We start from the raw sequence: 14,864 nt of genomic DNA on the forward strand, positions 1-14,864 counted from the left end.
CCCTCATGCAGTTGCGCTTCGCTTCGTTCGCTGTGATCAACTTACGGGAGGACTTGCACCTCCGAGAGAGCGCCCGTGCCGGGCGCACCAAAAAAAACCCGGCCAGTTGGGCCGGGTTGGGAAGCCTTTTTGCTGTCACACATAAGGCACCCGCTCAGGGAGGAAAAGCGGGGAGCCGCCTTGCGGCAGCCCGCCGAAATGGTACACCAATCAAATCGGATATCCAACTTTGACCTGTCAACTTTGACATTGAAACCGTGAAAAGATGCTGTAGGGACAGCCGACTACATCATCTTGGCCAGCTCGAACATGACCGCCGTGCCCAGCGCTTCGCGGATGTTGCCGCGCCCGACCTTGGCCATGGACAACTCACCAAAACCCGACATGTCGAACGAGCTGTCGTCTGGAGAAATCTCGACAAACGGGAACTCGAAGACTTCGCGCAGCAGTTCGCGGCGAAACAGATCAAACTCATCGCCCTTGATTTCTGCATCCACCACGATCAGGTTGGGCATGCGGCTGCGCACCGCCTGGCGCGCCTGCTCGAAGTCGACCACGCTGTCGGACATGACACCGATCTCACGCAGGGCGTCGCGCACGTCGGCACGGATCTGCAGGGTGGGCGAAATCGTCAGCACATAGATGCCCGAGAGCGACTTGAACATCGACGAATGGTCATCGGAGAGCTCCACGGCGGAAATACCGTCCACGGCCTGAACGGTGCGCGTGAACATGGCGGTGAAGTTCACACCATCGTCGGTGGTCTCGCGGTCGATCTCGATGCCACCGGCCGTCTGCGCGATCTGGCGGATGAGCACCCAGCTCAGGCTGTCCATCATGGCGGTGCTGGAGGGCGGCAGGCCGTCGTTGGAGACGCGAACCTGCAGGCGTGCGTGCTTGGGCCACGCGTTCATGTCCATGCGCACGTCGATGCGGTTGCCGAAGGGCAGTCCCCAGTCGAGCACCGCGTTGACAAAGGTGTAAGCCACCGTGGGGTCCACCAGCACCTCGACCGACTTGAGCTTGCGGCGCAACTCGATGCCGAGCACACCGAGTTCGTTCTTGCGCTCTTGCAGGATGCCCTCGACCAGCTGCGCCATGTCGACCTTTTCGTGCGACTGGCGAATGCGGCCACCGTAGAAGCGGTTGATCTGCTGCGCACTGACCCCGGCCACCTTCAGGCGCTCGGTGGGAATGCTCAGCGCCCGGTGCTCCAGGCGCGTGATGCGCTCCTTGGCCAGCAAGAGATCGATGCTGTTTTGAAGCGCGCTGATGCCTTCGGTGATCTGGTCGGCCAGGCCGGCCACCAGCGCGGGCCAGTGCTCGTCCAGCGACCAGGGCAGGTCGGCTTTGGCGCCTGGCTTGGCGGCGACAGGCGCGCTGGCAATGTTCTTTTTGACTGAAAGCATGATCGGTGGATTGAAGCCGCCCAGAGGGCCGCAGGGGCTGAGCCCCAAAATTATCACCATTGGATTGACGCCAACCGGCGGCAGGCATCAATCATTTCTTCTTACTGTGGAGTTCAACACAATGCTGCGGACTTTCGGCCCGCTCCAGCCCACACCCGGACACGGCTCGGGGACTGGGGCGACACACGCAACGGGTTTGCGTTTGCCACAATAGGCCGATGCACAACCCCGCCCCCTACCCCCTCAGCCGCCCCCGCCGCCTGCGCCGGGACCCGTTCACCCGCGATCTGGTGCGCGAGCACCGGCTGACGCCAGCCGATCTGATCTACCCGGTGTTCGTGCTGGACGGCGCGGGTCGGCGCGAAGCGGTGGGTTCCATGCCGGGCGTGGAGCGGCTGAGCCTGGACCTGCTGCTGCCGGTGGCCGAGGACTGCGTGGCGCTGGGCATCCCGGTGATGGCGCTGTTCCCGGTGATCGACCAGTCGCTGAAGACACCGGACGGCCTGGAAGCGCTGAACCCCGACGGCCTGGTGCCGCGCGTGGTGCGCGAATTGAAGAAGCGCTTCCCCCAACTCGGCGTGATGACCGACGTGGCGCTGGACCCCTACACCAGCCACGGCCAGGACGGTCTGCTCGACGAGCACAACTACATCCTGAACGACCCGACGGTGGAAATTCTGGTGAAGCAGGCGGTGACGCAGGCGCAGGCGGGTGTGGACATGGTGGCGCCCAGCGACATGATGGACGGGCGCATCGGCGCCATCCGCGCGGCGCTCGAAGCCCATGGTCTGGTGCACACGAAGATCATGGCCTACAGCGCCAAGTACGCCAGCGCCTTTTACGGCCCGTTCCGCGACGCGGTGGGCTCGGCCGCCAACCTGGGCAAGGCCGACAAGAAGGTCTACCAGATGGACCCGGGCAATTCCAATGAGGCCCTGCGGGAGGTGGCACTGGACCTGGCCGAGGGCGCCGACATGGTGATGGTCAAGCCCGGCATGCCTTACCTGGACATCGTGCGGCGGGTGAAAGACGAGTTCGCCGTGCCCACCTTCGCCTACCAGGTGAGCGGCGAGTACGCCATGCTCAAGGCCGCTGCCATCAACGGCTGGCTGGACCACGACGCGGTGATGATGGAGAGCCTGCTGGCCTTCAAGCGCGCCGGCGCCGACGGTGTGCTCACCTACTTCGCGCGCGACGCAGCCCGCCTGCTGCGCGGCTGAGCCTCCACACCATGCGCGTGTTCCACGTCCTGCCGGGCTCGGTGAGCGAGTCCACGAGCCTGCCCATGGTGCTGCCCGCCAAGGGCTATGTGTGGATCGCCTGCGGGCGGCGCGAATTCGAGCTGGAGCAAGGCGCGGTGCAATCCACCCTGCAAGTGATGACGGGCATGACGCTGGTGGACCTGCACATCTCCGACCTGCTCAACAACCAGTTGCCTTCGCACTACGACTACACCTCGCAGTACGACATCCTGGTGTTCCGCCGCCTCAGCACAGGCCACAGCGAAACCGACCTGGCGCACCCCGGCGCGGTGTTGACCCAAGCCCTCAAACGCGGCGGACCGCCGGTGCTGCGGCGCATCGACACCAGTCCGGTCGGGTTCGCGGTGTTCGACCGGGTGCTGCTCACCATCCACCCCGCGGGTTGCCAGGTGCTGGACCACTACGCCACGCGGCTCATGACGGCCACCACCGCGGCCTCGCGCGCCGCCGGCATTGCGCTGCCGCCCAGCCCGGCCGACCTGATGCTGCGCATCGTCAACCAGATGGTGGACGGTTACCTGGACTTGCGGCGCGAACTCACGCGCCAGCTCGACCACTGGCAAGGCGAACTGCTGAGCCCGCGCGCTCGCTTCAACAACTGGGGATCGCTGCTGGATGCGCGCATCTCGCTGCACCACCTCGACGAGATCTGCGAAGACCAGCGCTCGGCGATCCAGGACTGGATCGAGGCCCTGAACGCCTGGGAGCCCAACGAGCACAACGGCGGCCAGCGCGGGCTGGAGCTGCTCAAGGTGCGCTCGCGCGACGTGCTCGAACACATCGAGCGCGTGGTGCACCACGTGCGCCGGCTGGAGCAGAACGCCGAAACCGCGGTGCAGATGCACTTCTCGGCGCAGAGCAACCGCACCAACGACATCATGCGCACGCTCACGGCGCTCACCGCGATCTTCCTGCCGCTGAACCTGATCGCCGGCATCTTCGGCATGAACTTCGAGTTCATCCCGCTGACCCACCTGAAGAGCGGTTTCTGGTGGGCCATGGGCTCCATGGCGCTCACCGCCGCGGTGCTGGGCGTGGTGTTCTGGCGCAAGCGCTACCTGGCGCGCACGGCCCGCTGAGACCCCTTCAGGGTGGCGGCGTGGCCACACCAAACAGCTTTGCGCCGTTGTCCCAGGCGACGCGCCGAGCCACATCGGCCGGCAGGCCGCCAAGCCAGGTGCGGTAACCCTGCATGAGTTCGCCGTAGTACTGCCAGCGCTGGTTGACCCAGGTGTCGGAGCCGATCATGAAACGGTCGGGGTACTTGAGCAGCAGCGTGCGCCATTCGGGGCAGAGCTGGCCGTCGGCGCAGGCCAGACCCGGGCGGTAGGAGAGTTCACCCATCAGCTTCGGGTAACGCGCGAACAACGCGTCCACCCGCGAAGCTGGCGTGCCGCCAATGCCCGTGTGCGCCCAGATCAGCCGCATCTTCTGGCCCTTGGACGGCGTGTTGGCCATCAGCAAATCAATCGCCACATCGTCCACATGCGCCAGGATGGCGAGATCCTTCTCTTCGGCCATCGCCATCAGTTGTTGGGCCACCGGGCCGTTGGCGTTTGCGCTGTCGTAGAGGTGAAATTCACCCAGGCCACGGTAAGGCCCGGCGGGTGTGCCGCGCGCCAGCTCGGTGTTCACCATGTCCACGATGGTGGGGTCGCGGAACCAGTTGCTGTAGTCGGCGCGGTTGCGGTAGAGGCGCACGAAGGGCACCACGGTGACACCGGCCTTGCGCGTCTGTTCGCGCGCCGTGGCCAGGGCCTTGGTGCCATCGTTGGGCCGCGAGTTGGCGACGATGGCGCGCACACCGCTCTTTTGCATGCGCTCCAGCACGTCGGCGATGGGGTGCGGGCAACCCGGGGCCGGCGTGTCGTGGGTGCAGGCCTCGTCGTTGTAGTGCAGGTGCGCGTCAAACAGCGGGCCGCTGTAGTCGGCCGCTGCGGCGGCCGTGCACACCGCCATCAGACCACTGAGCAGGCCGGCACGTCGCATGGCCGTTCAGTCGACGTGCTTGGCGAAGAAGGCCAACGTGCGCTCGCGCGCCAGCTTGGCGGCGGCTTCGTTGTAGGAGCCGCGCTGGTCGCAGTTGAAGCCGTGGTTGGCTGCGTACACGTGCACCGCCACGGCGGGCTGGGCCTTCTTGAAAACCTCCACGGTGTCCATCGGAATCCAGTGGTCCTGGTCGCCGAAGTGGGCCATCACCGGCACGGTCGGTGTGCGGGCCGCATCGGCGGCTGCCGTCATGCCACCGCCGTAGTACGGCACGGCGGCCGAGAGGCCTTTGAGTGAGCACGCCGAGCGCCAGGTGAGCAGACCGCCCCAGCAGTAGCCCACGATGCCGACCTTGCCGGCCTGCGACGCGTGGTCGATGGCGGCCTGGATGTCGGCCATCACGCCGGGCGCGGGCAGGCCTTCAACAGCGGTCTTGAATCCGAAACCGGTGCCCATGTCGGCCTCGGTGTAGCCCAGCTCCACACCGGGCTGCACGCGGTGGAAGGTGGCGGGTGCGACCACGAAGTAGCCATCGGCCGCATAACCGTCGGCCACCGCGCGGATGTGCGAGTTCACGCCGAAGATTTCCTGCAGCACGACCACGCCGCCCTTGGCCTTGGGGTTGCCGGCGGGCCCTGCCACGTAGGCGGGAAAGGTGGTGCCGTCGGCGGACTTGAGTTCGATCATGTGTCCCATGGAGTGCTCCTGTTGTTGGTTGAAAAATCAGGCGCGCAGCTTGCGCGCCACGAAGTCGAGCCGGTCCTGGCCCCAGAACAGTTCACCGCCGATCACATAACTCGGTGCGCCAAACACACTGGCGTCGATCGCGGCCTGGGTCTGCTCGTCGTAACGCGCCTGCACATCGGGCTGCTGCGATTGCACCAGACGCGCAGCGTTCAGGCCGCATTCTGCGAGCAACTCAGCCAGCACGTCCATGGACGCGATGTCGCGCTCCTGCGCCCACACGGCGGTGGTCACCGCACCGGTCAGTTTCATGGCGGCATCCGCGCCATCGAGCATGGCCACTGCGGTGATCAGGCGCGCGGCCGGATCACCCGCCACCGGAAAGAAACGCGGTTCGGGGTTCAGCGGCACACCGAGCGCTTCGCTGAAGCGGCGCAGCTCCAGCAGGCGGTAGGCCTGGCGCTGCGGTGCGCGCTTGGGCAGCGGCAAGCCGCCCGAGAGCGGAAAAATCTTGCCCAGGTCCATGGGCCGCACGCGCACCGCTGAGCCGGTCTCGCGCACCAGGGCGGCAAAACGTTCGTGGCCCAGGTAGGTCCAGGGGCTTTGCGGGGCGAGGAAGTAGTCGACTGTGTGACGCATGGTGGTCTCCTCACGCTGTTGTAATGCTGGTCGGATGGCGAGCCCGTGTTGTACGCGATGCCACCACTTTCTGCAGGAGACAGGTTATGGACAAGGCGAGTGGTCGGGTGCTCCTGGTCACCGGCGGCGGGCGCGGCATTGGTGCGGCCACCGTGCGGCTGGCGGCATCCCATGGCTGGGCGGTGGCGGTGAACTACACCGCGAATTCGCTGGCCGCGGACGAGGTCGTGCGCGGCATCCGTGAGCTCGGCGGCACGGCGATCACGGTGCAGGCCGACGTGGCGGACGAAGCCCAGGTACTGGCCATGTTCCAGAAGATCGACGCCAAGCTCGGCCGCCTCACCGGGCTGGTGAACAACGCCGGCGTGGTCGATGTGAGCGCGCGGGTCGACGAGATGAGCGTGGCGCGCTGGCGCCGCATGTTCGACATCAACGTGATCGGCTCGATGCTGTGCGCGCGCGAAGCGGTGCGCCGCATGAGCACCAGGCACGGCGGTGAAGGTGGCGCCATCGTCAACGTGTCCAGCGCGGCGTCGCGCCTGGGCTCTCCCGGGCAGTACGTGGACTACGCGGCGGCCAAGGGCGCCATCGACGCCTTCACCATCGGTCTGGCCAAGGAGGTGGCGGCAGAGGGCATCCGCGTGAACGCGGTGCGCCCGGGGCTGATCGAGACCGAGATCCACGCCTCGGGCGGTTTGCCCACCCGGGTGCGCGATCTGCAGCACCTGGTGCCCATGCAGCGCGGCGGCACGGCCGACGAGGTGGCACAGCCCATCGTGTGGCTGCTCTCCAGCGCGGCGAGTTACACCACCATGAGTTTGTTGGACGTGTCTGGAGGACGCTAGCGATGACCCCTGAAATCAAGTACTGGTGGGAAGACCTGCAAGTCGGCGAAACCCGCGACCTCGGCACCATCACCCCCACAGAAGAAGAAACGATCGCCTTCGCGCGCCAGTTCGACCCGCAGCCGTTTCACCTGGACCACGACGCCGCCAAGGCCTCGGTGTTCGGTGCGCTGAGCGCCAGCGGCTGGCACACCTGCGCCATGGCCATGCGGCTGATGGTGACGAACTTCCTGAGCGAAAGCTCCAGCCTGGGTTCGCCCGGCCTGGAGAGCCTGAAATGGCTCAAGCCGGTGTTTCCGGGGGACACGCTGCGCCTGCAGCACACCATTCTGGAAAAACGCCCCATGAGCAAGCGCCTGGACGTGGGCCTGGTGCGCACCAGCTGGGAAATGTTCAACCAGCGTGGGGACAAGGTGTTGTTCATGGAGGGTTATGGCATGTTCCGCCGCCGTGAGCCGGGCCAGCCCGCAGAACCCGGCGCCTGAACGCTTCGACAAGTCCAGGTCAAACGGGCGGGGCTGGGCCACAATCCAGCATGGATTTCAAGCCGCTCATCACCCTGCTGGCCATCGTCAACCCGTTGGCGATCGTGCCTTTTTTCATCCACTACACGCAGGGCTTCAGCCGCAAACAACGCCGGCGCACGGTGATGATTTCGTCCATCAGTGCCTTCGCGGTGATCGCCACCTGCGCCATCATCGGCCTGCAGATCCTGGAGTTCTTCAGCATCTCGCTCGCCAGCTTTCAGGTCGGCGGCGGCATGCTGCTGCTGACCTCGGCGCTGTCCATGCTCAACGCGCAGCCGGCCGAGGCCAAGACCAACGAGCTGGAGGTGAACGACGCCTCGGCCCGCGCCTCGATCGCCGTGGTGCCGCTCACCATTCCGCTGCTCACCGGCCCGGCCACCATGTCCACCGTGGTGATCTACGCCGACCAGGCCAAGACCTTTTTTCAGCACGCCGCGCTGGTGGGCTACGGCGTGGTGATCGCGCTGGCCACCGCCATCTGCTTCACGCTGGCCGAGCCCATCGCGCGTTTTCTCGGCCAGACCGGCATCAACGTGATGACGCGGTTGATGGGGCTGATCCTGGCGGCCTTGTCGGTGGAGGTGATGGCCACCGGGCTGGTGAAGCTGTTTCCAGCTCTGCTGGGTTGAATGCAGACAGCACTCAAGCCACGCGCTTGAGCATGTCGGCGATCACGAGTTTTCGCACCCCGCGCAACAGATGGGCTTCTGCGCCCTGAATGGTGCGCATGGTTTCTGGCTGGGTCGACACCACCTTGAATGCCTCGAACTCGCGCTCCATCGCACTCAGAAGCGCGTCTGCAGCCAACGGCATTTGCTGGACCATCTTCGCCACCTCACGGGTCGCCGCAGCAGGCGCCAGGCCCAGCGCCACGCCGGTCTTGACCAGCTTGTCGCGCGTCACGTCGCCAAACACGGCAGCATCCACGATGGGAATCGCCAGCGGCTCGTCCGGCCAGATCGCGTGATCGCCCGCGTACATGCGGGCGTGGTACACGGCGGTGCACAGCAGGTCGTAAAACGGTGCGATCTGCACACCCTCGTGGCTCACGAGGAACGAGATGTTCTTGAGGTGGCTGTCGGAGTTGCCCACCAAGGTGTTGAAGAGCAGCCACCTGAACACCGCCATGCGCGCCGCCGCCTTCGAGCGGCACAGGGTGATGAGGCGGGTGAGCGTGTCCAGGTTGGCGTTGCTGTATTTGAAGACCGCAGGCTGGTCCAGCAACTGACAGGCATCGATGGCGTGCTTGCGCGCCCACGTCTTCGCTTCAGCGTCCCAGGCACGGTCGAAGCGCTCGACGATGTACACCGGCTCGGGCAGGTACAGGCGATGCACCACGGGCACGTTCAGGCCCAACTGGCGCGCCAGGCGCATGGTGAAGGTTTCGTTGACGACCGAATGCGGGTACTGCTCGGAGCGGCTGTTGGGCTTGAGGATGTGCGAAGAAGCGCTGGCCCTCAAAGGCTCGCGCAACTCGCCGGTCTCGGGATTGAACAGGACCACCATCTTGTGCTGGGCACCGGCCAGCGACATGCGTTTGGGCGACCTGGATGTGAGAGAGGCCCGCGGCAAGTTCTGAATCCGCGCTGAAAGCTCCTCAAGGGTCAGCGCCTGATCGCCCCGCTCGGGTTCCGGACCGCCTGGGGGCAACAACACCAGAGAGCCGGCCGACTCCGCGCCGAGCCGTTCCAGCAGGCCAAAGGCGTCACTGGCACCGACGTTTTGCTCCTGGCTGAGCAGCTCGCGCATCTGCTCCTCGGGCAGCAGGTTGTCGAAGTACCACTGCACCGTGCGATGCGTGGAGCCGTCGCGCATGTGCTGGGCCGACAGGGGCAGCGATGGCGAGAGCGGGAACGCGTCCGGGGCCTGGAGCCAGCTGTCTTCGTAGACCCACGTCCAGATGCCGTCCTGTTCCAGCAGCGAGCCGATCACACGGCCGTTGGTGGAAACAGTGAGGCTGCGCTCGGCGCTCATGCGCCCGTCTTTCCACGCCCTGGCAGGGGTTTCATGCCCTTCTCACGAAGCCCGTTGAGGCGATCCAAGGCCTCTGCCGGAATGTCGATGTTCAGCTGGATGCCCAACTCATCGAGCACCTTCAGCACCAGACCGAGCTGCACGGTCTCCTTGCCTCGCTCGACATCGCGCAGGAAGACATGACCCACGCCGGCACCGCCTGCGGTGTCGTCCTGCCGCAAACCTTGTTGCTTGCGCACGGCGCGGACGGCCAGGCCGAGGTCGGAGACGGAGCGGATGGGGAGTTGCATCGTGGCTTTGAATCGATTGGAACGAATCGATTTTGGCTGTAGAAACGCAGCCGGTCAAGAAATCGATGAGATCCCATCGAATTCATCGCAGAAGACGTTCAAACCCCGAGAATCGAATTGATCTGTTCGATTCGACCGGCTATTGACCCGGATACAGCCCCAGCGTCTGCGCCTGCAGGCGCGACAGACCCAGCAGCGCGTCGGTGAACGGCGTGGCCACGCCGGTGAGCTGGCCGAGTTCGCGCACCACGGTCACCAGCGCGTCGAGTTCCACCGGTTTTTTTGCCTGCACGTCCTGCAGCATCGAGGTCTTGAACGCGCCGAGCTTGAGCGTGACGGCGTGGCGGTCTTCGGGTTGTTGGTCGATCGGGATGCCGATCCTGGCGCCGATGTCTTTGGCTTCCAGCATCACGCGGCTGATGAAATCGCGCACGAGTTCGTCGCCCATGATGTGGTCGGTGGTGGCGCCTGTGAGTGCGCTCACGGGGTTGACCGTCATGTTGCCCCAAAGCTTGTACCAGACGTCTTTCTGGATCTGCGGCGACACACTGGCGTTGAGCCCGGCGCGCTGCAGCAGGGCGGCCAGGGCGGCCACGCGCTCGCTGGCTTCGCCCGAGGGCTCGCCGACGATCAGGCCGTTGCCGAAGTGGTGGCGGATGACGCCGGGCGCATCCACCGAACAACTGGCGTGCACCACACCGCCGATCACGTTGCGCGCGGGAATGGCGCGGTCGATCGTGCCGCTGGGGTCCACCGATTGCAGCCGGGTGCCAGCGCGCTCACCACCAAAGCCGTTGAAGAACCACCACGGCACCCCGTTCATGGCGGTGAGTACCACGGTGTGGCGACCGATCAGCGGCGCAATGCTGCGCGCCACCTCGGCCAGCGCAGGTGCCTTCACCGCCACGATCACCAGGTCTTGAACGCCCAGCGCCACCGCGCTGCTGGACGCTTCCACGGGCGCGCCGATGAGGCGCCCGTTCTCGTGCAGTTGCAGGCCCTCGCGCTGCAGCGTGGCGAGCGTCTCGCCCCGGGCCAGCGCGCTGACGATGCAGCCGGTGTGCGAGAGCAGCACACCCAGCCAGCCGCCGATGGCGCCGGCGCCCACGATGGCCACGCGCTGGAAATCCGGATGGGTCACGCTTTCACTCCAGGTAGCTGCTGTCCAGGCGGTTCACCTGCCGGACCAGCGCGTCGAACACGTCACGGCCTGCGCCGTGGTCGGGGCTGAACTGCAGTGCGTCGCGTGTGCATCTCGCAGCAATTTCTTCAGGCACCGGAATCGCCGCAGCGGCCCCGCCCATGCTGAACGTGGCGAGCTGGATTTCGCAGGCGCGCTGCAGCGTCCACAGAATGGCAAAGGTCTGTGGCACGGTGGCGCCCCAGGCCAGCAGGCCGTGGTTGCGCAGGATCACGGCAGGCTTGTCGCCGATACTTTGGAGCAGGCGCGGCGCTTCGTCGGCGTGGATGGTGATGCCCTCGAAGTCGTGGTACGCGAGCATGCCGTGCAGCTGTGCGGTGTAGAAGTTGGTCTGCTGCAAGCCGTCTTTGAGGCAGGCTACGGCCACGCCGGCAGTCGTGTGGGTGTGCATCACGCAGTGCGCACCCTCGATCGCATCGTGGATGGCGGCGTGCACCATGAAGCCGGCCGGGTTGACGCGGTGGGTGGAGCCATCCAGCACCTCGCCTTTGAGGTTGATCTTCACGAGGTTGCTCGCGGTCACTTCGCTGTAGTGCAGACCGAAGGGATTGATGAGGAATTGCTTCTCGCCACCCGCCACCGCATCGGGCAGACGCAGCGTGATGTGGTTGTAGATCATCTCGGTCCAGCCCAGCATGGCGAACACGCGGTAGCACGCGGCCAGCTCCAGGCGCGCGGCCCACTCATCGGGGTGCATGCCGGCCGGCAACACGGTGGTGGCGCTGAGCGTGGCGTTCATGGGGTCTCCTTCAGTAGGTGTTGGCGCCAGTGGCCACCGGGCCTTTGAACTGCGCGAGCAATTGCGAGGCGCCGGAGGCCAGCAGCATGGTGTCGGCCCCCACCGCCACAAACAGCGCGCCGGCGACCATCCACTGCTTCGCAACGGCTTCGCTGGTGGCCAGGATGCCGGGCGCCTTGCCGGCGGCGCGGATGCGTTGGACGCCGTCCGCAATGACCGCCTGCACCTCGGGGTGCGCGGCGTTGCCCGGGTGACCCATGGAAGCACTAAGGTCGGCCGGACCGATGAACACACCGTCCACCCCCGGCGTGGCAGCGATCGCGTCGAGGTTCTTCATGGCCTCCACGGTTTCGGCCTGCACCAGCACGCACACCTGGTCGTTGGCCTCGTGAACGTAGCGCGCGTGCGCCTGCCAGCGCGAAGCGCGGGCCAGAGCGCTGCCCATGCCGCGGATGCCGGCGGGTGCGTAGCGCGTGGCCTTCACCACCAGCTCGGCTTGCGCGGCGGTGTCGATCATGGGCACCAGCAGGGTCTGCGCGCCGATGTCGAGGTACTGCTTGATGAGGGCCACGCCCACATCGCCCGTGCCCACCGGCACGCGCACGATGGCGTGCGAGCGCGCGTCGCCAAACGCATGCTGTGCGCTGGCCACGGCCTGCAGCTGAGCCAGCGTGTTTCGCACATCGTTGGGCGCGTGTTCGCCATCGATCAGCAGCCACTCAAAGCCGATGCCGGCCAGCAGTTCGGTGCTGTAGGCGCTGGCCAACGCGGCCCACAGGCCGATCTGCGGTGTGCCGGCGGCGAGTGCTTGTTTGAAGGTGTTGATGGGGGTGTGCATGGTGGGGATCAAACGAACTTGAAATGCAGGCAACCCAGCAGGCCGTAGTCGGCCTCGAACAGGTCCCCTGCCTTGGCGGCCACCGGCCGTGTGAACGAACCGGCGAGAACGATCTGGCCTGGCTTGAGCGACTCACCCCAAGGCGCCAGCTTGTGCGCGAGCCAGGCGATGCCGATGGCGGGGTGGCCCTGCACGCCCGCAGCCAGACCGGTTTCTTCCACCACGCCGTTTTGCCTGAGCACGGCGCCGCACCACGGCAGGTCGGTGGTGAGCGGGTCGGCGCGGTAGCGGTCGTCGCCCGTGCCCAGCACGATGCCGGCGTTGGCCGCGTTGTCGCTGATGGTGTCGAACACCTTGCGCATGGCCTTGGTATGGCGGTCGAACTGCTCGATGCGCGCGTCGATGATCTCGATGGCGGGGGTCACGTACTCGGTGGCGTTGAGCACATCGGCCACCGTCACGCCTGTGCCTTCAAGCGGCGCCTTGAGCACGAAGGCGAGTTCGACCTCCACGCGCGGCGCGATGAAACGGCTGGCGGGAATGGCCAGCACCTGGCCGGCCGACGCGGTGAACAACATGCTCTGCAGCAAGGTGCCGAAGTCCGGCTCGTCGATCTGGCTGGCCATCTGCATGGCGCGGCTGGTGAGGCCGATCTTGTGACCGATGACCGGGTTGCCGCCGGCCACTTGCAGCGCGACCCAGGCGCGGCCAACGCGGTAGCCGTCTTCAATGGTCATGCCGGGGAAGCGTTTGGAGAACTGTTCCAGCGGCACGCGACTTTTTTCCGAGTGCTCAAGCTCGGCCGCGAGTTGCTGGATGAGGGTGTCGTCAAACACGTCTCAACCCCGGTTGAACAGCGGGTGGATGGAGCTGTTCTTGGCATCGAACACCTCGTGGCCCTCGTCCACCTGCACGGTGATGCCGATGGGGCGCGCGGTGAGCTGCGCCGCAAAGTTGGCTTTGACGCAGGCCTGCAAGGCATCGCCCACGCGCTGGTGCGTGAGTGCGCTGCGGCCCTTGGCCATGCGCACGTTCATGTAGACAAACGCGTAGTCGCGGCCCAGGCCGGCGGCTTCACCGGCCGAGCCACCGTCGGCGATGGCGCTGTGCGCGGCGGGGTAGGCGAGCACGCGCGTGCCGCCGGTGGGGAACACCTGTTTGTCCGCCTCGTCGCGCACAGAGAGCATGGCGTCACACAACGCACGGCAGAGGCGGCTCATGTCGATGCCGCCTTCCGATTCGGGTTGGTCAAGGTTGGGGGTGTAGAGGACGACGAGGTGGGGCATGGTGAGGTCAGAGTCGGGAGACGGATTGAAAGCCCTTCGCGGCCGAGGCCTGCGCGGCGGGAATGGCGGCGCCGGTCTGCGGCGTGACGGGGAAGACGGCGTTGATCTGGCCGGTACCGGAGGCGCCGAAGTAGGGCGTGATGACTTCGGCCTGGCCGTCGTAGTCGCTCCAGCCGAGCGCACCCAGCATCATCGCGGTGTCGTGCATGAAGCCTTCACCGTGGCCCTTGGCGGCGTACTCGGGCAGCATCTCGCAGAAGGCTTTCCACTCGCCCTGCTCCCACATCTGCACCACGCGGCGGTCGAGGGTTTCGAGGAAGGGGCTCCAGATTTTGAAGGCGTAGTCGGGTGCTAGGCCGTTCTGTGCAAAGCGGTGGCTGAGCGAGCCGCTGGCGAGAAACGCGACGGTGCCGTCGTAGTGGTCTTCCACCGCGCGCCGCATGGCCCAGCCCAGGCGCACGCTGTCGTTGAGGTAATGGGCCTGGCACAGCGCGGAGACCGAGATGGCCTTGAAGTGCTGGTCGGCGTTCATGTAGCGCATGGGCACCAGCGTCCCGTACTCGGGGCCGAGGGTGGTGGCGTCGTGGGCCAGCGTTTCCACGCCGTGTTCGTTGCAGACCTTCGCAAGCAGTTGCCCGAGCGCGGGGTTGCCCGGGATCTCGAACGGCAGGTTGCTGATGAAGTGCGGCAGTTCGTTGCTGGTGTAGCGGCCTTCAAAGTGCGGCGCGCAGTTGAGGTGGTAGCTGGCGTTGACGAGCCAGTGGGTGTCGAAGACGACGATGGTGTCCACACCGAGTTCGCGGCAGCGGCGGCTGATCTCCTGGTGGCCGTCGATGGCGTCCTGTCTCGTGCCTTTTCTGGGGCCGTCGAGTTCACTCAAGTACATCGAGGGGACGTGGGTGACTTTGGCCACGAGTGCTAGGTGTCCCATGTCTTGTTCCTCCGCTGTTGGTTGTTTGCTCCGTGGCATGAGGGCTTGGGGTGCCCACCTCCGCGAATGTCCCCCGGGGCCTTTGGCCCCTCCTCCTTGATTTCGCTGCGCAGAGCGCCCGACCTTCTCGATCTGAAGTGGCGCTTTGGCGCTCGTTCGTCCGCATGCGCGGTCCGCAGTGGCATGAGGGCGTGGGGTGTACACCGCAGCGAAATCAAGGAGGGGGGGCCAAAGGCCCCCGGGGACAATC

At 65.9% G+C, this 14,864-nt stretch carries 18 protein-coding genes; 6 read left to right on the forward strand and 12 right to left on the reverse strand.

Annotation, left to right across the window (positions count from 1 at the left end; genetic code table 11):
- The coding region (locus tag ACN4F8_RS09685) for a hypothetical protein (RefSeq protein WP_419473388.1) at positions 1 to 233 on the forward strand (233 nt) is incomplete at its 5' end.
- 51 nt (positions 234 to 284) lie between these two features.
- Here the strand turns inward: ACN4F8_RS09685 and ACN4F8_RS09690 are convergent.
- Positions 285 to 1,409, reverse strand: coding sequence for a hypothetical protein (locus ACN4F8_RS09690; protein WP_419473389.1), 1,125 nt, complete (start codon positions 1,407 to 1,409; stop codon positions 285 to 287).
- 218 nt (positions 1,410 to 1,627) lie between these two features.
- On the opposite strand from ACN4F8_RS09690, the gene hemB reads away from it, so the two are divergent.
- Positions 1,628 to 2,629, forward strand: a complete 1,002-nt coding sequence (hemB, locus tag ACN4F8_RS09695; protein WP_419473390.1) for a porphobilinogen synthase — start codon at positions 1,628 to 1,630, stop codon at positions 2,627 to 2,629.
- 11 nt (positions 2,630 to 2,640) lie between these two features.
- On the forward strand, positions 2,641 to 3,750 hold the full coding sequence (locus ACN4F8_RS09700) for a magnesium transporter CorA family protein (RefSeq protein WP_419473391.1): 1,110 nt from the start codon (positions 2,641 to 2,643) through the stop codon (positions 3,748 to 3,750).
- A gap of 7 nt (positions 3,751 to 3,757) precedes the next feature.
- On the opposite strand, the gene ACN4F8_RS09705 is transcribed toward ACN4F8_RS09700, so the two are convergent.
- From ACN4F8_RS09705 to ACN4F8_RS09715, 3 genes are read right to left on the reverse strand one after another with little or no spacing between them, the layout of a single operon-like run.
- On the reverse strand, positions 3,758 to 4,660 hold the full coding sequence (locus ACN4F8_RS09705; protein WP_419473392.1) for an amidohydrolase: 903 nt from the start codon (positions 4,658 to 4,660) through the stop codon (positions 3,758 to 3,760).
- A 6-nt stretch (positions 4,661 to 4,666) separates the two neighbouring features.
- Entirely contained in the window at positions 4,667 to 5,356 is a 690-nt protein-coding gene (locus ACN4F8_RS09710) for a dienelactone hydrolase family protein (protein ID WP_419473393.1), read from the reverse strand.
- A 27-nt stretch (positions 5,357 to 5,383) separates the two neighbouring features.
- Positions 5,384 to 5,983 carry a 2-hydroxychromene-2-carboxylate isomerase gene (locus ACN4F8_RS09715; RefSeq protein ID WP_419473394.1) on the reverse strand — a complete coding sequence of 200 codons (600 nt, stop codon included), beginning with the start codon at positions 5,981 to 5,983 and terminating at the stop codon, positions 5,384 to 5,386.
- 86 nt (positions 5,984 to 6,069) lie between these two features.
- Between ACN4F8_RS09715 and ACN4F8_RS09720 the strand changes: the two genes are divergently transcribed.
- The 3 genes from ACN4F8_RS09720 to ACN4F8_RS09730 are packed head-to-tail and all read left to right on the forward strand — an operon-like array spanning position 6,070 to position 7,984.
- Complete coding sequence (locus ACN4F8_RS09720) at positions 6,070 to 6,828, forward strand: SDR family oxidoreductase (RefSeq protein ID WP_419473395.1); 759 nt, start codon at positions 6,070 to 6,072, stop codon at positions 6,826 to 6,828.
- A gap of 2 nt (positions 6,829 to 6,830) precedes the next feature.
- Positions 6,831 to 7,313: a MaoC family dehydratase gene (locus ACN4F8_RS09725; RefSeq protein ID WP_419473396.1), complete on the forward strand. Its 483-nt coding sequence runs from the start codon at positions 6,831 to 6,833 to the stop codon at positions 7,311 to 7,313.
- Positions 7,314 to 7,363: 50 nt separating this feature from the next.
- Positions 7,364 to 7,984, forward strand: a complete 621-nt coding sequence (locus ACN4F8_RS09730; protein WP_419473397.1) for a MarC family protein — start codon at positions 7,364 to 7,366, stop codon at positions 7,982 to 7,984.
- A 13-nt stretch (positions 7,985 to 7,997) separates the two neighbouring features.
- Here the strand turns inward: ACN4F8_RS09730 and ACN4F8_RS09735 are convergent, their stop codons facing one another.
- From ACN4F8_RS09735 to hpaD, 8 genes are all read right to left on the reverse strand, one after another.
- Entirely contained in the window at positions 7,998 to 9,329 is a 1,332-nt protein-coding gene (locus tag ACN4F8_RS09735) for a HipA domain-containing protein (protein WP_419473398.1), read from the reverse strand.
- Positions 9,326 to 9,619: a helix-turn-helix domain-containing protein gene (locus ACN4F8_RS09740; RefSeq protein ID WP_419473399.1), complete on the reverse strand. Its 294-nt coding sequence runs from the start codon at positions 9,617 to 9,619 to the stop codon at positions 9,326 to 9,328. The genes ACN4F8_RS09735 and ACN4F8_RS09740 overlap by 4 nt, the downstream gene beginning before the upstream one ends.
- 139 nt (positions 9,620 to 9,758) lie before the next feature.
- A complete protein-coding gene (locus tag ACN4F8_RS09745) occupies positions 9,759 to 10,760 on the reverse strand; it encodes a 2-dehydropantoate 2-reductase (protein WP_419473400.1) in 1,002 nt (333 codons plus the stop codon).
- Positions 10,761 to 10,764: 4 nt separating this feature from the next.
- On the reverse strand, positions 10,765 to 11,559 hold the full coding sequence (locus ACN4F8_RS09750; protein ID WP_419473401.1) for a class II aldolase/adducin family protein: 795 nt from the start codon (positions 11,557 to 11,559) through the stop codon (positions 10,765 to 10,767).
- A gap of 10 nt (positions 11,560 to 11,569) precedes the next feature.
- Positions 11,570 to 12,397, reverse strand: coding sequence for an aldolase/citrate lyase family protein (locus tag ACN4F8_RS09755; protein ID WP_419473402.1), 828 nt, complete (start codon positions 12,395 to 12,397; stop codon positions 11,570 to 11,572).
- A gap of 8 nt (positions 12,398 to 12,405) precedes the next feature.
- Positions 12,406 to 13,233, reverse strand: coding sequence for a 2-oxo-hept-4-ene-1,7-dioate hydratase (gene hpaH, locus ACN4F8_RS09760; RefSeq protein WP_419473403.1), 828 nt, complete (start codon positions 13,231 to 13,233; stop codon positions 12,406 to 12,408).
- Between the two features lie 3 nt (positions 13,234 to 13,236).
- Positions 13,237 to 13,683, reverse strand: coding sequence for a 5-carboxymethyl-2-hydroxymuconate isomerase (locus ACN4F8_RS09765; protein ID WP_419473404.1), 447 nt, complete (start codon positions 13,681 to 13,683; stop codon positions 13,237 to 13,239).
- Positions 13,684 to 13,690: 7 nt separating this feature from the next.
- On the reverse strand, positions 13,691 to 14,614 hold the full coding sequence (gene hpaD / locus ACN4F8_RS09770; RefSeq protein ID WP_419473405.1) for a 3,4-dihydroxyphenylacetate 2,3-dioxygenase: 924 nt from the start codon (positions 14,612 to 14,614) through the stop codon (positions 13,691 to 13,693).
- Positions 14,615 to 14,864: the final 250 nt, after the last annotated feature.

It is taken from the genome of Hydrogenophaga sp., assembly GCF_048549895.1.
Lineage (GTDB): Bacteria > Pseudomonadota > Gammaproteobacteria > Burkholderiales > Burkholderiaceae_C > Hydrogenophaga.